Raw genomic sequence first — 17,171 nt, 5'->3', positions numbered from 1 at the left:
AATTTGCCAATAACGATTCGAGCAGCGCTTCAGAGTTTCGATTCGGCAGGAAATGTAGGACTTCCTGGTAACTCCTAGAGGTCATTCGGACACGGAGCGATTCAGTCCGGGCAGGGCAATCAGCAGGCCCAGTCCGGCCGCCACGAGCGGAACGAGCAGGGCGGACCTGAAGCCTTCCACCGTCAGTTCGTCCGCCGCGGTGAGGGCGGCGGCGACCACAGCGAGTCCCAATGCCGAACCGAACTGGAACGAAGTCGTCAGTACTCCGCCCGCCAATCCCTGCTCTTGTTCAGAAATCCCGTCGGTGGCGGCGATGGTCAGCGGCCCGTAGGCAAGTGAGAACGCCAGCCCCAGCAGGATGAGCGACGGCAGCATCGCCGGGTAGCTCCAGTCAGCGCTGAGCGGCAGGAAGAGTGCGTAGCCCAGCGCGGCGAAGGCGAATCCACCGAAGACCACCCGGCCGTTGCCGAAGCGATTCACCAGCCAAGGCGTCAACGTCGGGGCGAGGACGGAGTCGATGCCGATCACCATCAACGCGAGCCCGGTCTGAAGTTCCGTCCAGGACCGTAATTCCTGCAGATAGAGCACTGCGATGAACTGGAAGCCGACGAAGGAACCGACCAGGAGTACTGCGCCGAGATTGGCTCTGACCAGGGAAGCGCTGCGCAGAATGCCCAACCGGATCAACGGTGCGGCCACTCGTCGCTCGATCCCGATGAACGCGGCGAGCAACAGCAAACCGGCGATTGCCGTGAGCACCGTCTGCGTCACCGGTACGTCGGGCGCGCGGACCAGCGTGGCCACCAGCAGGAGCATCGACGAGGTCAGGCTGATCGCGCCGCCGAGATCGAAGCCGCCCTCGTGCTTGCCGGGGGCAACTTCTCGCGGGAGCAGGGTGAGCGCGCCGGCCAGGATCAGTGCCGCGAGCACGACCGGCGCGAAGAAGACCCAGCGCCAGTCGATCGCCGTGAGCAAGCCACCGGCCACCATGCCGAGTGAGAAACCGGCGGCCGCAGTACCGGCGTACACGAGCAGGGCTTTGTTGCGTTGGGGGCCTTCGGGGTAGGAGGTGGTGATGATCGACAGGCCGGCCGGGGTCATGAAGGCGGCGGCGATCCCGGTCACGAAGCGGGCCAGGATCAGCACCCAGCCTTCGGTCGCGAAGCCGCCCAGGCCGGAGAAGGCGAGGAAGATGACCAGCCAGGTGATGAACATCCGGCGCCGGCCGAGCATGTCGGCAGCCCGGCCGCCGAGCAGGACGAACCCGCCGTAGCTGAGCACGTAGGCGCTGACGACCCACTGCAGTTCGCTGGTGGACAGGCCGAGCTCGGCCCGGATGGAGGGCAGCGCGACGCCCATCATCGAAACGTCGATGCCTTCCAGGAAGATCGCGCCGCAGAGGACGAGGAGAACAGCCCAGGACCGGCCGGTCAGCCGCTCCTGGGTGATGGTTGAAGGCACGGAAATTGCTCCGGTTCTCTGAGATGTGGTCGGTTACCTCTTGTAACCGATCTCATCTTGGGGAACCATGAACGATTGTGGAAGAAGGCACTTCAAAGGAACCGAGTCACTCCTGCTGCACCGAGGACGCATTTCAGTGGGACACCCGCGAGGACTGCGACGTCCGGCAGATCCTGGACCGGATCGGCGACAAGTGGTCCCTGCTGGTGATCGCCCTGCTCGACAACCGCAAGCTGCGCTTCACCGAGCTGAAGAAAACGATCGACGGCATCAGCCAGCGCATGCTCACCGTGACGCTCCGCCAGCTGGAACGCGACGGCCTGGTACGCCGTACCGTCTACCCGGTCGTACCGCCACGCGTCGACTACGAGCTCACCCCACTGGGCGTGACGCTGCACGCCACCATCCAGTCCCTCGTCACCTGGACCGAATCCCACCAACGAGAAATCGCCACCGCCCGCGCCACCTACGACAGCAGAGCTACAGCCTGACGCCATGCAGCTGACCACCGACCAGCTCGACCTGGTCCCGCTCGACGTCGAACGCGACCTCGCAGATCTGCATGCGATGTTCGTGGACCCGATCTGGTCGGCGTCCGCCTTCGAGAAGCCGGCTCCCGACCTCGCCGCCTCGCGCGCCCGCCTCGACCAGAACTTCGGCGACAACGGCGGCCACGCCTGGGCACTTCGGTCCCGCACGTCCCCCCGAGCGCTCGGGGTGATCGGGGTGTTCTCCGACCAGGGCACCTCGATCCGCGGCCTCGGCTGGTACCTCCATCGCGATCAGTGGGGTCAGGGCTTGATGGGAGAGGCTGCTCGCGCGGTTGTGGACCATCTGCTGGGGCTGCCGGGCATTGACGGTGTGGAGGCTTGGATCGATTCCCGCAACGCCCGGTCGCTCGGTGTCGCGCGCCGGGCCAGGCTGGAGCTGGCGGGACGCCTGCCGCGGATGAACGGTGGCGTGACCTCGCAGTGGCTGGTGATGGTTCGCGCGGCGCATCCGATCGACCCGACGGTGATCAGCATCCGTTCTCAAGTGCCGGTGCGTGACGTGATGAGCACGGCTGACCTGCTGGTCAACCTCCTTGGTTTGCAGGTCATCTACCAGTTCGGTGAGCCGGAAGTGGAGTTCGCGCGGCTCGGTCTTTCTCGGTGGAACGGCGGGCCGGCCCTCGATCTACAGCGCTCTGGCGAGATCGCCCCGCTGACGCTCGGCGTCGACATCGGCGTACCGGTCGATCCTGTCTATCAGGCTGTTCTAGCCGCTGGTCTTGCCGTCGATGCACGTCCTGCTGACATGCCGTGGCATCGCCGTGAGTTCGCCTTCCGTCTGCCGGAGGGGCATGCCATCACGGTGTCGGGTGCTTCATCCGGCTGAGCTTCGCCGGGTGACCCGGTACTGCGAACAGCGTCACCGGCGCGGCCAGTACTGCGAACCACCGACCGATGCCGATCTGGATCGCCTGCTGGATCTCCTGCTACTGGCCGGCAAAAGCTGAGCAGCCAGTTGGCCTTCGGGCTAGGGTCGGGTGGGTGGAGATTGCTGCGCGGATCGCGTCCGCTCAATTGCAGGGTTTGACCCGATCGCGCCGGCAGATCGTGGCCGGTCCGCTCGTCGGACTGCTGCACGACGAGGAGGTCTGGTTCTTGTCGGGCGCGGTCGCCGCCGACCCTGGAACGCCTTTCGATCCAGAAGAAGTGCCCTGGGCGCTGGAGACGATCCGGAAGGCGTTCGCCGCCGAAGGGCGCTGGCTGCATGCTGAGCTGGTCGAGGAAGCCAATCCCGGCCTGGCGGAGGCCCTGGCGGCTGAGGGTATGACGATCGTTTCGCGCCCGCCCTTGCTGGCGGTCGAGCCCGCGGACCTCAAGCTCCCTGACCTTCCCGAAGGCGTCACCGCCTCGGTCGTCACGTCGCCCGAAGAGCAGGTCGAGGCAAACGCCGTCGCCGCTGATGCGTACGAGACCGAGGATGCGGCGAGCCCCTTCCAGCCCGACCCCGCCAACGGCGCCAGCGTGCTGATCCGCCAGGATGGCGTACCGGTCGCTACGGCTGTATGGACCGCGATCGCCGATGGCGTGACCGAGGTCGCCGGAGTCGGCACGCTGCACTCGCATCGTCGACAGGGCCTGGGCGCAATCGCAACGGCGTACGCAACACAGCAGGCCTTCGAGACCGGCGGCGCGACGCTGGCCTGGCTGACCCCTGGCGACGACGGCGCCGATCGCATCTACCGCCGCCTCGGCTACGAGCCCAAGGCAACAGCCATCCACCTCGGCGATCCCGGCGGTCACCTCGAGGATCTACGGTAGAGAACTCGTTGTCGGCGGCAACATGCAGGGCATGGACAAGGTGGTCGTAGAGCGACGGAGCATCGACGTCGTGCCGGATACGGAACGGCACGGCACCCCGATCAGTCAGTTCACCCTGTGGTTCGGCGCGAACATGCACGTAACCGCGGTCGTCGCGGGCGCCCTCGCGGTCGTGTTCGGCGCCGACGCGCTGTGCAATCTCTGACCCCACCCCACCACCCCAGTCAGGGGGCAATCATCGGACTGCTGCTCGCAATGTCTTCGGCGGCATCGTGATGGCGCTGCACTCGGCGCAGGGCCCACGGCTCGGCCTGCCGCAGATGATCTCGAATCGCGCCCAGTTCGGCGTGTACGGCGCGGTGGTGCCGCTCGTGTTCGTGGTGGGCAGATAACCGCGACGAGCGTACATCCGCTGCGCCGACCCATAGTCGGCGTACAGCCCCACACCGAGCCCCACAATCGCCGACCGCTCAGCAGCCCGCGCTTCGGCCGCGTCCATCAACGCATCCACGGTCGCCACGAACACATCCCGCTCACCCCGCCGCTGCTGCCCCAGCAACCCCTCGTACCTCTCCACCGTCCGCCCAGGCCACCCCAACGCACTGAACGCCACCGAGATCACCGCCGGATCCCCATCACCCATCGCCCTGATCTCCACCACGCCCATCACCAGTCACCTCCACTCGCCCCGCCCGCGACCTGCTGACTCCACAAAACCCGCCCAACCAGAGCCCGCGGCTTGCTGACCCCACAAGACCCGCTCAAACCGGAGCCAGCGGCTAGCTGATCCCGGCAGCCCGCTCAACGCTCCGAGGCCCCGCCTTCCCCGGGCAACGTACTGCGACCCTCCCGCCCAAGCGACCGGTTTCCCGCCCCAACGCCCCAGCCGCCGGCCGGTCAGGTCCCGAGCAGGAGGCGGCGGAGGGTGGTGTGCAGGGTGGTGGTCGCTTTGCGGGCTGGGAGGTCGGCTGCGGCGTGCGACAAGGCGATCGTGGCGTTGGCCAGCCAAGTGGCGGGGAGTTCTTTGGTGAACTCGCCAGTGCGCTGACCGCGACGGATGGTCTTGGTCAGTAACTCGTTGATCGGTTGGTGGCGCTGGTCGTCGCCGGTCGCGGCGGCCGGGTAGAGCCGCACTGGATGCTGCTCGGAGAATCGCCGGCCGGTGTCGATCAGGAGAAGCAGCGCATCCATGGCCGTACCGCTCTCAAGATCCAGCCGGCCGTACTCCGCCAGCAGTTCGCCCGTGAGCTGATCGGCAACCGCGACCAGCAACGCGTCCCGCGATGGAAAGTGTGCGTAAACGGTCTGCCGGGTGACGCCGGCGGCCGCCGCGATGCTCTCGACGCTCGCCTCCGGACTCTCACCCAGGACCGAGATCGCTGCAGCCAGGGTCGCCGCCCGGCTGCGATCGGCATCCGCCCGCCGCCGGCGTACCGGCTGACCATCCACCTGCTTGATCTCTGTCACCTTGTCAAGGTTAGCGCCTCTCGTTATCTTTGACGGACTGTAAGAGATAACTGGGAGGGCCGATGACCCGGATAGCCGAGAAGTTCGTCGAAGAGTTCTACAACTCGTTCACCAGCGAGGTACTGACGGCGGCCGATCCCGCCGAAGTGGTCGACCGGTACTACGCCGCCGAGGCCGTCCAGATCGCGGACGGCATCGAGATCGACCGCGACAAGCTGATCGCTCATCTGCGCCCGGTCCGCAAGAACCTGGTCAGCTGGCGCTATGAGGTGCACGAGGCGGTGCGGGAGCAGGAGCAACTCGCAGCCCGCTTCACCATCCACGCCCAACTGCGAAAGGGACGGATGCTCTCCACCGAGGTCCACCTCTTCGCAGAGTTCGCCCCGGACGGCCGGCTCCGCCGGGCCACCCAACTGACCCGCGACGTCACCCCACAGACGCCGCAAGACGTCACCCCACAGACGACGGAAGCAGCACCACAATGACGAGCCGCGAGCTGCGCGTACTCGGGATGACCTGCGCCCATTGCGTGAACTTCGTAACCGAGGAACTCGAGCACCTCCCCGGCGCGACAGCAGTCACCGTCGACCTACCAACCGGCACCGTCACGATAACCAGCGACCAGGATCTCGGCCTACCGCAACTACAAGCAGCAATCGAAGAAGCAGGCTACGACCTAGCGGACTAACCCCAAACCCGATCCGCCAAGACGAGCGCCAGACCGCCAACATGGACCGCCCGGCGCCGTAGCGGACGCCCCGGCGCACGCTGGCCCGACGGCCACCGGCTTCCAGCGACCAATCGGTGGGCTCCGCCCCTCCTGGCGGGCTTCACCCCCTGGTAGAGCAAGGGGCGAACCCCGCGCCGAGGAGCGAACCCCTCCGGAGTACGGGTAAGCCCAAGCACCCGCCGACCGTGCATGCGGTGTGCTCAACCCCGGTTCGTGGGGTTCGCTCCCTGCTAGACAAAGGGGCGAACCCTTCCTGGAGGAGTTAACCCCTTCGAGGACCGCTTTGGCCGGTACGGCGGGTGGTCGGCTACTTGAAGGCCGCGATGTTTCGGATCGCCCAGTCGGCGAAGGTGTGGGGTGCGCGGCCGATAACCTGTTCGACGTCGGGGCTGATCCGCAGTTCGGCGGGGGTGGGCTCGCCGAGGACATCGAGAGTCGTGTCGACGACGACCTCGGGCATGAACTGCACCATCTGCGTCCGGGCCTCGTCCCGTGTCTGCTCGATGAACCGGATCGGTTCGCCGAGCGCGTCGCCGATCGCCTCGGCTCGTTGCCGCGGCGTGGAGAGGGCAGGCCCGGTCAACTCGTAGACCTGCCCAGCATGACCGTTGTCGCGCAGGGCGGCCGCAGCCACCTCAGCGATGTCGGCCGGGTCGATGGTGGGAATGCCGACCTCGCCAAATGGCGCAGCGACAGTCCGTTGGGTACGGACCGTCTCGATCCAGGCGTACGCGTTGGAGTTGAAGCCACCAGGTCGCAGGATCGTCCAGTCCAGGTCTGATTGCCGGACAGCATCCTCGATGGCCCGCCCCATGCCTCCATGGGATTCCGACTCGGGTCGGGTGACCACTCCGATGGAGGACAGCAAGACGATGCGGCGGACTCCGCTGACTTTCGCGACATCGACGATGTCCTGTGGGCTCAGCAGGTGAGCACTAGGACCGCCGTCGTGGAGGAACAGCGCGTCAGCGCCATCCAGAACTGGCCGAAGACTCTCCGGCGCGGTCAGGTCTGCCTGCAGGTATCGCACGCCTTCCGGCAGCACCGCGTCCGAGACCCGTCGGGACACCGCCGTCACCTGCCCGCCAGCCGCCGCGAGGGCCTGTACCAGCGGTCGGCCAACATTGCCGGTCGCTCCCGTCACTACGATCATGAATTTCTCCAGTGTCATTTCACCGTGGTTGCTGCTGACCCGGCGAAGCTAACACCGCCGGTATAGTAGGTACCTACAGGAAAGTGACTACCCATAAGGAGTCCGTGTGACCGGCAAGGCGACCTGGACGGCAGTCCCATCGACCGACCCCGCAGAGGCCTGTCCGATCGCCCCCGTTGTCGACATCGTCTTCAGCCGGTGGACGACACCGATTCTGTGGACCCTCAACATGCACGGTCGCCAACGGTTCGTTGAGCTGGAACGCCGGATCACCGCGATCACGCCGAAGGTGCTGACCCAGCGGCTGCGTCAACTCGAACGCGACGGCATGATCCTGCGCACCTACTACCCGGAAGTCCCGCCCCGGGTCGAGTACGAGATCACCGAACTCGGCCGCACCCTCGGCCCACTCTTCGCAAATCTCGCCGACTGGGCCACCACCAACCTCCCCAAGGTCGACGCAGCCCGACACGACTACGACGCCGACCCGGCCCGGTAACACGGATCTTTGGCCAGTCGGCCCAGCGCCACCGCCGCGGTGATGCGTTCAGCTCTCTGGTTTGGGGCCGAGCAAGTCCCAGCGATTGCCGGCGATGTCGATGAAGACAGCCACCTGCCCGTACGGCTCGTGCCGTGGTTCGGTGACGAACTGAACTCCCTTGTCGCGCATCCGCTGATAGCTGGCCTGGAAGTCGTCGACTCGCAGAAACAACCCCACCCGCCCGGCGAACTGATCCCCGACCGCCCGCGCCTGCCGCTCCCCATCAGCCTGAGCAAGCAGCAACGCGGTGGTAGCTCCCGGCGGCCGGACGACCACCCATCGCTTCGGGCGCCCATCGTTGGTCAGAGACGGCGAGTCCTCGACCAGCTCGAAACCCAGTACCTCGACGAAGAACTCGATGCCGGCGTCGTAGTCGTCGACGATCAACGCGAACTGCTCAAGATGCATATCCGCCAGAAAATCACCCACCCCCACCAACAGCCAAACCACCCACCAACAGCCAAGCCGCCGGCATCAGCCAACCGCCCGGCATCAGCCATGCTGCCCCGGCGATAGCCAAATCGCTCGGCATCAGCCAAGCCGCTCGGCATCAGCCATGCTGCCCCGGCGATAGTCAAATCGCCCGGCATCAGCCAAGCCGCCCGGCATCAGCCAAGTCGGCTGGCATCAGCCAAACCAACGGCCAACGGCCAACCACCTGACAACAGACAACCGGCCGGCAAGCCCAGTGGGCGCCGACCGGTTGTCTGTTCGGGGGGTGTCAGCGGACGGTGAAGCCTGCCTTGCGGAAGGCGTCGGCGAGGGAGCCTTCGTCCATGGGGGTTTCCTTGGCGGGCTGCGAGTTGCCGCCGCCCTGACGGCCGCCCTGACCACCGCGACCCTGGCCGCCACCCTGACCACCACGACCCTGGCCGCCACCAGACCCACGTCCTTGACCGCCACCACCCTGACCGCCAGCCGGTCCGCGACCGCTACCACCAGCGCCGCCAGGTCCACCCGGACCGCGACCGCCGCCACCGCTACCACCGGCACCGCCGCGGCCGGTGCCGCGGTTTTCGCCGGTGCGGGCTGAGCGGCCTTCGCCGGGGCGACCGCCTGAGGTCGGGGCGCCGACCTCGTCGTCCAGGCGCAGGGTCAGGGAGATGCGCTGACGCGGGATGTCGACCTCGAGGACCTTGACCTTGACGATGTCGCCGGGCTTGACCACCTCACGGGGGTCCTTGACGTAGTTCTTGGACAGCGCCGACACGTGCGCAAGGCCGTCCTGGTGTACGCCGATGTCGATGAACGCGCCGAAGGCTGCCACGTTGGTGACCTGGCCCTCCAGCCGCATCCCGGGCTTCAGGTCGCCGATCTTGTCGACGCCCTCGGCGAAGGTCGCGGTCTTGAAGGCCGGGCGTGGGTCGCGACCCGGCTTCTCCAGTTCGGCCAGGATGTCGGTCACCGTCGGCAGACCGAACATGTCGTCGACGAAGTCCGCCGCCTTGAGCGACTTCAGCATCGGCGAACCGATCAGCGACTTCAGTTCGCTGCCGGTCGAGTCGAGCATCCGGCGCACCACCGGGTATGCCTCCGGGTGCACGCTGGAGGAGTCCAGCGGGTCAGCGCCGTCGGGGATCCGGAGGAAGCCGGCCGCCTGCTCGAACGCCTTCGGGCCGAGTCGCGGCACCTCCTTCAGCGCGGTCCGCGACTTGAACGGGCCGTTCTGGTCGCGGTAGATGACGATGTTGTCGGCGAGCCCTTGGGTGATCCCGGAGACCCGGGTCAGCAGCGGCGCGGAGGCGGTGTTGAGGTCGACGCCGACCGCGTTCACACAGTCCTCGACCACCGCGTCCAGGGACCGCGACAACGAGTTCTCCGGGAGGTCGTGCTGGTACTGACCGACGCCGATCGACTTCGGGTCGATCTTCACCAGTTCGGCGAGCGGGTCCTGCAGCCGCCTTGCGATCGACACCGCGCCACGCAGCGAGACGTCCATCCCGGGCAGCTCGGCCGACGCGAAGGCGGATGCGGAGTACACCGACGCGCCCGCCTCCGACACGACCGCCTTGGTCAGCTTCAGCTCCGGGTGCTTGGCGATCAGCTCGGCGGCCAGCTTGTCCGTCTCGCGCGACGCCGTACCGTTGCCGATGGCAATCAAGTCGACCTTGTGTGCGGCGGCGAGCGCGGCCAGGGTGGCGATCGAGCGGTCCCACTGGTTCTGCGGGACGTGCGGGTAGATCACCCCGGTCGACACGACCTTCCCGGTCGCGTCGACGACGGCGACCTTCACGCCGGTGCGGAAGCCCGGGTCGAGCCCCATCGTCGCGCGCGTCCCCGCGGGTGCCGCGAGCAGCAGGTCGCGCAGGTTCGCCGCGAAGACGCGGACCGCCTCGTCCTCGGCGGTCTGCCGCAGCCGGGTCCGCAGGTCGATGCCGAGATGGACGAGGACCTTCGTCCGCCAGGCCCAGCGCACCGTCTCGACCAGCCACTGGTCGGCCGGACGGCCCTTGTTCTCCACGCCGACCTTGCGGGCGATGGTCGCCTCGTACTCCGTGGGGCCTTCGGCCGCTTCGACGCCGGCCGGCTCGGACTCGACGGTCAGCGAGAGGACGTCCTCCTTCTCGCCGCGGAACATCGCCAGGATCCGGTGCGACGGCATCTTGGTGAACGGCTCGTCGAAGTCGAAGTAGTCCGAGAACTTCGCGCCGTCGGTCTCCTTGCCCTCGCGCACCTTCGACGCCAGCCGGCCGCGGGTCCACAGCCGCTCGCGTAGTTCGCCGATCAGGTCGGCGTCCTCCGCGAACCGCTCGACCAGGATCGCCCGGGCGCCATCGAGAGCGGCCTGCGGATCGGCCACCTGGTCGTTCACGAATACCGCTGCCGCCGCCAGCGGTGGCACGCTCGGGTCGGACAGCAGTCCGTCCGCGAGTGGCTCCAGCCCGGCCTCGCGGGCGATCATCGCCTTGGTCCGGCGCTTCGGCTTGAACGGCAGGTAGATGTCCTCCAGCCGCGACTTCGTCTCGGCCGCCAGGATCGACGCCTTCAGCGCATCGTCGAGCTTGCCCTGGCTCTCGATCGACTCGAGCACGGTCTGCCGGCGCTCCTCGAGCTCGCGCAGGTACCGCAGGCGTTCCTCGAGGGTGCGCAGTTGCGCGTCGTCGAGCTCACCGGTGACCTCTTTGCGGTACCGCGCGATGAACGGCACCGTCGAGCCCTCGTCCAGCAGCCCGACGGCTGCCCGGACCTGGCCCACGCCGACTTCCAGTTCGTCAGCGATCCTCTGCTCGACCGACTGCAATGCCACTGTCCCGCATCCCCTCTACATCCGATGACAGACGAGCATTCTGCCCCGCTCGCCGCATCGCACATCCTTCCCTATCCCCCGGACAGAACACGACCACCGCCCCCACCCTGTGGACAACTACCCCAGATCCGGTACTACGACCGCCCGACGTGCCGAACCCACAACTGGTGGGCTCGCACCCAGAACAGCGGCCTCGGACAAGGTGTGCCGTGTCCGAGGCCACCGCTTGGTGTCCGAGCCCACCAGTGGTGGGTTTGGCACGTCGGGGCTGGCGTGGTACGGGTCAGGCGGCGTCGAGAGTCAGCTCGGCCTCAACCTCGGCGGCTACTGAGCGGGCCGGGCGCATGACCGTGCAGGCGATGACCACGGCGATGGCGACGAGCCCGCCGGCGACTGCGAAGGAGAGGTGGAAGCCGCTGGTCAGTGCTTCCAGGACCGGCTTGCCCGCGGTCGCCAGGGTCTCGGTGCGGGTTGCGGACAGCGTGGCCAGGACGGCCAGGCCGAGTGCGGCGCCGACCTCAGCCATGGTGCCGATCAGGCCGGAGGCGAGACCTGCGTCCTCGGGCTTCACGTCGGCCATCCCCAGCCCCATCAGCGCGGGGAAGCAGATGCCGCCACCCAGCCCCAGCAGGAACAGCACCGGCATCACGTGGATGAAATAGTTGCCGTCGACCGGAGCCTGGGTGAACAGCGCCAGCCCGATCACGATCAGGACCAGTCCGCCGATCAGTGGCCGGCGGGCACCGAAGCGCATCACGAGCTTCTCGGAGTACCTGACCGACAGCAGTCCCATCACGAGCGTCGTCGGCAGGAACGCCAGCCCGATCTCCAGGGCGTCGTACCCGAGCACCCGCTGCAGGTAGAGCGAGCCGAGGAAGAAGATGCCGAACATGCCCGCGGCGGACAGCGCCTGGATCAGGTTGGCGCCGGTCAGCGTGCGCGACTTGAAGATCCGCAGCGGGACCAGCGGGTTGGCGGCGGTCGCCTCGCGGACGATGAAGCAGGCCAGCAGGGTGAGCGTCAGCAGGCTGAGCGCGATCGTCCGCGGTGCGGTCCAGCCCAGCTCGGCGGCCGGCTTCACGATGGTGAAGACGCCGACCATCAGCGCCGAGGTGATCAGCACGGCACCCGGTACGTCGGTGCCGCGGCCGAAGCCGATGCCCTTGTCCTTCTCGATCACCTTGAGGGCCACGATCACGGTCGCGACGCCGATCGGCAGGTTCACGAAGAAGATCCAGTGCCAGCTGATCGCCTGGGTCAGCACGCCACCGGCGAGCAGACCGATCGAGCCACCGGCCGAGGCGACGAAGGCGTAGACGCCGATCGCCTTGGCCTGCTCACGCGGTTCGGGGAACAGCGTCACGATCATGCCCAGGATCACTGCCGAGGTCAGCGCGCCGCCGACGCCCTGGAGGAAGCGGGCCGCGACCAGGACCTCGGCCGACGAGGCGAGTCCGCAGAGCACGGAGGCGACGGTGAAGACGATCAGGCCGGCGACGAAGATGGTCCGCCGGCCGAGCAGGTCGCCGAGCCGGCCGGCCAGCAGGAGCAGGCCGCCGAAGGCGATCAGGTACGCGTTCACCACCCACGCGAGGCTGGAACTGGTGAAGCCGAGGTCGTCCTGGATGGCCGGCAGTGCCACGTTCACGATGGTGACGTCGAGCACGATCATCAACATGCCGGCGCAGAGCACGTAGAGGGCCAGCCAGCGCGAGCGGCCGCCCTGCGCGGCCGGCGTCGTCGCCAGGGTGTCGGTCGTCGCGTACATCTGGGTTCTCCTTCTGGTCCGGTTGGGCCTTACACCCCTACGTCGGACCAGCAGGACTCAGATTGACACGTCCGGAGAATCTTTTTTCGGACCGGTCGTCCGGGTGCGGGAGATCCAGTAGCCGATCAGTGCCGGAACGAGCCCGGAACCGATCGCGAACAGGGTGGGCAGCCGGGAAACCAGAGCGAACCAGGTGGCCAGCGCGATCACGCCGCCGGCTACTGCCAGTGAGCGGCGCAGCAGGAAGAGGTTGGCCGCGCGGAAGAGGGTCTTGGGTGTACTGTCCTCGGCCGCGTCGGGGAGCACCGCGAGTGCGCTCAGGTAGAGCCCGATGATCATTCCGGTCAGCGGGATGAGGATGGCGAGGGCGACGATCCGGACCGGGCCGTTCGTGTTCGCCCAGAAGAACAGGCCGAACGCGAGCGCGACGCTGCCGAAGTACAGGCCGAGGCCGGCCAGCCAGAACCGCGGGAAGGCCCACTTGAACTGCCGGAAGAAGCGCCGCAGCAACTGCGGATGCTGCTGGCTGAGCGCGTCCGGCAGTACTCGCTGGAACGCGAACGCCGCCGGGTAGAGGGTGACGATGCCGACGCTGAGGACGAGGAAAACGATCTGCAGCATGAGCAGATCGCCGATCACCGTCAGCTTCGACAGCACGACGTTGGTCCGGCCACTGGTATCGCTCACATAGGCTCCCTGGCAGTCGGCGCTTGGCCTGCGCATGATCATATGATCACAAACAATCAGATCCGGATCACCGTCCCCGGAGGACCCGCATGCTTGCATCGGAACGCCACGAGCTGATCCTGCGCAGCCTGCGCCGGCACGGCCGGCTGCGGGTTGCCGAACTGGCGGCCGAGCTGGGCGTTTCCGCGATCACAGTACGCCGGGACCTCGCCGAGCTCGATTCGGCCGGACTGCTGCGCCGGGTGCACGGCGGCGCGATCGGCACCAGCCCGGCCGCGGTTCGCACCAGCCAGGGCAGTCAGCTCACCATCGGCATCGTCGTACCGAGCTCGACCTTCTACTACACGTCCGTGATCCGAGGCGCCGAGGAAATGGCCGCCCGGTACGGCGCTCGCCTGGTGCTCGGCGTTTCCGGGTACGACGTGGTCGTCGAGCAGGAGCGGCTCGAGAAGGTGCTCGGGATCGGGGTGGCCGGCCTTTTGCTCAGCACCGCACTCGGCGACGGCAGCGCGGCCGAGATCAGCCGGACGCTCGACGCGATCGACGTACCGGTCGTGCTGATGGAGCGGGCCTTCGGGTTTCCGGATGTGGAGCGCGAATACGACCATGTCCGCACGGATCACGCGTACGGCGCGACGCTCGCGCTGCGGCATCTCGTCTCGCTCGGTCACCAGCGGATCGGGATCAACCTGGACGACAGCGTCACGGCGTACTGGCTACGGCAAGGGATCGAGCAGGCGGCCGAGGCGCTCGGGGTGGAGCTGTTCATCTCGTCGACCGGGCTGCCCGCCCACGGTGGAGATCCGGCCACGCTTGCCCAGCACGACGCGTTCCTGGCCGAGTGTGAGACTTTCGGCGCTCGCGCGGCACTAGTGCACTCCGACGAACACGCCGCGCGATTGACCGAACGAGCACTCGAGACCGGCCTGCGCATCCCCGGCGACCTGGCCGTAGTGGCCTACAACGACGAGACCGCCGCCTTCGCCGTCGTACCGCTGACTGCCGTCGGCCCGCCCAAGCAGACGCTCGGCGAGACGGCCTGCGAACTACTGCTCCGCAAACTCCAGGGCCACGCCCCAGCCACCCAGCACCTGAGCCTCCTGCCGGAACTCCACATCCGCGAGTCCTGCGGGGCGGCAGCCAGCCGTCAGTGGGCCTGAACCCGCAGTTAGATTTGGCCCCGACAAGGTCATCATCAGGAGGCACGGATGGACTACGAGCAGTTCAAGACCGAATACCAGCAGGTCTTCGACTCAATCGAAAACCAGCCGTCAGCCCACTTCGCGCCCGATCTGGCCCGGCTGAGGTCGATGGCCGCCGCGATCGACTCACCCGCCGACCGCCGCACCGCCGAGAACCAGATCGCCACGATCGAGGACATCCTCGCCTACGACGAAGAGCCCCCACTCTCCCCGGCAATGGCCAACGCCAGCCGCGCCCACGCCCGGGCCAGCGCCGCGGGTGGCACGACCGAGGAGCGAATTGCCCGTGCAGAGGCCGGCATGGCGGAAATCGGCCGGATCGCCGCTGCCGCAGACCCCGCCGAGCAGGCCTCCATCCTGGAGATGAACGAGTCCCTGTACATGCTGATCACATCCTTCGAGCCGAGTGGGAGTCGTTGATGAACTACGGGGAATTCGAGGCGGACTTCAAGCGGGTTTACGAAGCAGCTGGGGACGGTCTGAGTACCGGAGCCCTGAAGGCGGAGATACTGCGGCTGCGGCAACTCTCGGAGACGATCGAGGACCCCCGCGAGCGCGCTAACGCCGGGTATGACATCGCCATGCTCGACCATCTGGTCGCCCACGACGACGACCCGGAACCCTCGGCCATCATGCTCGTGGCCTTCGGTGCCTACCGAAGGGCTTCCGCAATGGATGGCACCCCGGCAGAACGGATCGCCCGGGCCGAGACGGGGATCGAGGAGATAGAGCGCATCGCGGATCGGGCCGCCCCCGACGAGCAGGCGTCGATCGCCGGCATGAACGAGTCCCTGTACATGCTGATCACAACCTTCGAACCGAGTGAGAGTCGCTGATGAACTTCGAGCAGTTCGAGGTCGAGTACCAGTTGGTTTTCGACTCGGTCGAGAGTCAGTCGGCTGCACATTTCGCGCCTGATGTCGCACGGTTGAAGGCTTACGCGTCCACCCTTGAGGATGTGCGGGAGCGGACTGAGGCAGAGAATCTCATCGCTGACCTGGAGGGTGTTCTCGAGTACGACGCCGAGCCACTCTCGCCGGCCATGGTGGAGGCTATCCGCGCTCACGCCAGGGCTGACTCCGCTGTCGGCACCCCGGTCGAACGGATCGCCCGGCTCGAAGCGGGGATGGAGGAGATCGCCCGCATCGCGGAAGGTGCCGAGCCGGCCGAACAGGCCTCCATCCTGGAGATGAACGAGTCGCTGTACATGCTCATCATGGCCCTGGAACCTGAATCTCGGTGAAGGTCACCAGCCAGAAGGAGTTGATGGCTGAGCAGGCTCGCTCAGCTGTCCGCATCTCCGGCGCCCATCATTCGTCCTGGAACGGCCGACTCGCCGTCGCTGACCCTGCCCGCAAGGTCCGGGGCGCGGTGAAGTGGGACAACACGATCGAGTATGACAACGCCTCGGTGAACGAGCCGCTGCGCGAGATGTTCGACAACGCGCGCGTCTACAACCAGGACGCGGAGACGCTGCGGTCGTACCGCGAGGCTCTCAAGACGGTCCTGCACGAGAACACCCATGTTCTCGCTGCTGAGGGAACGGACCATAGCGATGCGCAACACGCCTTCAATCACACGCCTGGTGCTCGTGCACTCGAAGAAGGCATCACCGAGCTCTACAGTTACAACAACCTGAACGCCTACATCGACGACCTCGGTCTGGAGGAGATCGCGCCCGGGATCAGTACGGCCGAGGCGAGACCGTCGTACAAGCAGTTCACTCCCGCGGCCACGCGGTTCACGGAGGCGATCGGTCGCCGAAGCGGCGTCGACAGCGACGAGGTGGTGCGCCGGCTGGCGGTGGTGAACGCCGAGCAGAAGTTCCGCGTCGCCGCCGAGATCCTGTACGACAACAGCGATCTGCCCGGTCTGGTGCCCGACCAAGAGCGGGACGCCGCAGTACGGCGGATCGAGACGGCGATGCAGGAGCCGCTCGCGAACCTCGGTGACCTGGACAAGTCGGACGAGGACCGGCTCCGCCGCGAATCCGCCAAGGCAGGCGCCAATGCGGTGCAAGCCGGTGCAGCCGAGATGAACGCCATTCGAGCACAGTGGACCGCTCCTGAGCCCAGTCGGCAGGTGACCCGCGGACCCCACCAGGCGACCCAGCAGGCCCAGAACAACCCACAGCAAACGCAGAATCCACAGCAAACGCAGAGTCCGCAGGAAGCTCAGGACCCACAGCTAGTGCAGAGTCCGCAGGAAGCTCAGGATCCGCGGCAAGCGCAGGAGCCGGGGCGTGGGCAGCAAGCCGGCCAGGCTCAGCACGGGCAGACGGGTGTCCAGTCGGGTGCCTCCGAGGGGGCGGTTGCGCAGTCTGGTGATCTCCAGAACGCGATGCGGGCGGGGCTGACCGGTACCTCGCCGATGTCGTCGGCTCGGGCGTTGAAGGCTGGGGAGCAGGGGGCTCGGCGGAGTACTGGGCAGGAGGGCCCGGAGCGGCAGGGGCCTGAGCGCGGGGCGTGAGCGGGCCTGGCGCTGTATGGAACTCTGATCGCGGCTGTTCCGTTATTGATCGAATTTGATCATTCGAGCGCTCAGGTATTGACGGGAAAGCCCTTTCCTCCTACTTTCGCTGCACTCGGTGGTCTGGTCGTCGCAGG

General features: G+C 67.1%; 18 protein-coding genes and 1 pseudogene. 12 read left to right on the top strand and 7 right to left on the bottom strand.

Translation table 11 applies throughout. The annotated features are described in order from the left end of the window. Positions 1-81: 81 nt before the first annotated feature. Positions 82-1,461, bottom strand: coding sequence for an MFS transporter (locus tag A3ES_RS0119835; protein WP_020388588.1), 1,380 nt, complete (start codon positions 1,459-1,461; stop codon positions 82-84). 77 nt (positions 1,462-1,538) lie between these two features. Here A3ES_RS0119835 and A3ES_RS0119830 point away from each other — a divergent pair, with 77 nt between their 5' ends. From A3ES_RS0119830 to A3ES_RS52670, 4 genes and pseudogenes are all read left to right on the top strand, one after another. After that, a complete protein-coding gene (locus A3ES_RS0119830) occupies positions 1,539-1,952 on the top strand; it encodes a winged helix-turn-helix transcriptional regulator (protein WP_020388587.1) in 414 nt (137 codons plus the stop codon). 4 nt (positions 1,953-1,956) lie between these two features. Then, the gene (locus A3ES_RS51355) at positions 1,957-2,838 is read left to right on the top strand and encodes a GNAT family N-acetyltransferase (protein WP_020388586.1); all 882 of its coding nucleotides are present in this window, start codon (positions 1,957-1,959) and stop codon (positions 2,836-2,838) included. Positions 2,839-2,993: 155 nt separating this feature from the next. Next, the gene (locus A3ES_RS0119815; protein WP_020388584.1) at positions 2,994-3,770 is read left to right on the top strand and encodes a GNAT family N-acetyltransferase; all 777 of its coding nucleotides are present in this window, start codon (positions 2,994-2,996) and stop codon (positions 3,768-3,770) included. Between the two features lie 22 nt (positions 3,771-3,792). Beyond that, positions 3,793-4,153 (top strand): annotated as a pseudogene (locus tag A3ES_RS52670) (cytosine permease); the annotation flags it as partial. A gap of 514 nt (positions 4,154-4,667) precedes the next feature. On the opposite strand, the gene A3ES_RS0119800 reads toward A3ES_RS52670, so the two are convergent. Next, on the bottom strand, positions 4,668-5,237 hold the full coding sequence (locus A3ES_RS0119800; RefSeq protein ID WP_020388581.1) for a TetR/AcrR family transcriptional regulator: 570 nt from the start codon (positions 5,235-5,237) through the stop codon (positions 4,668-4,670). A gap of 62 nt (positions 5,238-5,299) precedes the next feature. Between A3ES_RS0119800 and A3ES_RS0119795 the strand changes: the two genes are divergently transcribed. Both A3ES_RS0119795 and A3ES_RS0119790 read left to right on the top strand, forming a co-directional pair. After that, positions 5,300-5,722 (top strand): nuclear transport factor 2 family protein, encoded by a 423-nt coding sequence (locus A3ES_RS0119795; protein WP_020388580.1) that lies wholly within the window; start codon positions 5,300-5,302, stop codon positions 5,720-5,722. Then, positions 5,719-5,925 carry a heavy-metal-associated domain-containing protein gene (locus tag A3ES_RS0119790; protein ID WP_020388579.1) on the top strand — a complete coding sequence of 69 codons (207 nt, stop codon included), beginning with the start codon at positions 5,719-5,721 and terminating at the stop codon, positions 5,923-5,925. Before A3ES_RS0119795 ends, A3ES_RS0119790 begins: the two co-directional genes overlap by 4 nt. A gap of 349 nt (positions 5,926-6,274) precedes the next feature. Here A3ES_RS0119790 and A3ES_RS0119785 read toward each other — a convergent pair whose 3' ends face one another. Next, positions 6,275-7,120 (bottom strand): NAD(P)H-binding protein, encoded by an 846-nt coding sequence (locus A3ES_RS0119785; protein WP_020388578.1) that lies wholly within the window; start codon positions 7,118-7,120, stop codon positions 6,275-6,277. 106 nt (positions 7,121-7,226) lie between these two features. On the opposite strand from A3ES_RS0119785, the gene A3ES_RS0119780 reads away from it, so the two are divergent. After that, positions 7,227-7,619 carry a winged helix-turn-helix transcriptional regulator gene (locus A3ES_RS0119780; RefSeq protein ID WP_020388577.1) on the top strand — a complete coding sequence of 131 codons (393 nt, stop codon included), beginning with the start codon at positions 7,227-7,229 and terminating at the stop codon, positions 7,617-7,619. A 48-nt stretch (positions 7,620-7,667) separates the two neighbouring features. Here the strand turns inward: A3ES_RS0119780 and A3ES_RS0119775 are convergent, their stop codons facing one another. The 4 genes from A3ES_RS0119775 to A3ES_RS0119760 form a co-directional block, all read right to left on the bottom strand. Beyond that, positions 7,668-8,069 carry a VOC family protein gene (locus tag A3ES_RS0119775; RefSeq protein WP_020388576.1) on the bottom strand — a complete coding sequence of 134 codons (402 nt, stop codon included), beginning with the start codon at positions 8,067-8,069 and terminating at the stop codon, positions 7,668-7,670. Positions 8,070-8,382: 313 nt separating this feature from the next. Next, positions 8,383-10,908, bottom strand: a complete 2,526-nt coding sequence (locus A3ES_RS0119770) for a Tex family protein (protein ID WP_020388575.1) — start codon at positions 10,906-10,908, stop codon at positions 8,383-8,385. Between the two features lie 283 nt (positions 10,909-11,191). Then, entirely contained in the window at positions 11,192-12,676 is a 1,485-nt protein-coding gene (locus A3ES_RS0119765) for a DHA2 family efflux MFS transporter permease subunit (RefSeq protein ID WP_020388574.1), read from the bottom strand. Positions 12,677-12,733: 57 nt separating this feature from the next. Next, the gene (locus A3ES_RS0119760; protein WP_020388573.1) at positions 12,734-13,363 is read right to left on the bottom strand and encodes a DUF624 domain-containing protein; all 630 of its coding nucleotides are present in this window, start codon (positions 13,361-13,363) and stop codon (positions 12,734-12,736) included. A gap of 89 nt (positions 13,364-13,452) precedes the next feature. Here A3ES_RS0119760 and A3ES_RS0119755 point away from each other — a divergent pair, with 89 nt between their 5' ends. The 5 genes from A3ES_RS0119755 to A3ES_RS0119735 are packed head-to-tail and all read left to right on the top strand — an operon-like array spanning position 13,453 to position 17,034. Next, positions 13,453-14,523 carry a LacI family DNA-binding transcriptional regulator gene (locus A3ES_RS0119755; protein WP_020388572.1) on the top strand — a complete coding sequence of 357 codons (1,071 nt, stop codon included), beginning with the start codon at positions 13,453-13,455 and terminating at the stop codon, positions 14,521-14,523. 48 nt (positions 14,524-14,571) lie between these two features. Beyond that, positions 14,572-14,985 (top strand): hypothetical protein, encoded by a 414-nt coding sequence (locus tag A3ES_RS0119750; protein ID WP_020388571.1) that lies wholly within the window; start codon positions 14,572-14,574, stop codon positions 14,983-14,985. Next, positions 14,985-15,401: a hypothetical protein gene (locus A3ES_RS47700; protein WP_020388570.1), complete on the top strand. Its 417-nt coding sequence runs from the start codon at positions 14,985-14,987 to the stop codon at positions 15,399-15,401. Before A3ES_RS0119750 ends, A3ES_RS47700 begins: the two co-directional genes overlap by 1 nt. Then, positions 15,401-15,808 carry a hypothetical protein gene (locus tag A3ES_RS0119740; RefSeq protein ID WP_020388569.1) on the top strand — a complete coding sequence of 136 codons (408 nt, stop codon included), beginning with the start codon at positions 15,401-15,403 and terminating at the stop codon, positions 15,806-15,808. The genes A3ES_RS47700 and A3ES_RS0119740 overlap by 1 nt, the downstream gene beginning before the upstream one ends. Then, positions 15,805-17,034 carry a hypothetical protein gene (locus A3ES_RS0119735; protein ID WP_020388568.1) on the top strand — a complete coding sequence of 410 codons (1,230 nt, stop codon included), beginning with the start codon at positions 15,805-15,807 and terminating at the stop codon, positions 17,032-17,034. The genes A3ES_RS0119740 and A3ES_RS0119735 overlap by 4 nt, the downstream gene beginning before the upstream one ends. Positions 17,035-17,171 lie beyond the last annotated feature (137 nt).

The organism is Kribbella catacumbae DSM 19601 (assembly GCF_000372465.1).
Classification (GTDB): Bacteria; Actinomycetota; Actinomycetes; order Propionibacteriales; family Kribbellaceae; genus Kribbella; species Kribbella catacumbae.
The sequence above is the reverse complement of the archived record's forward strand: the minus strand, read 5'-3'. Positions and strand labels throughout refer to the sequence as shown.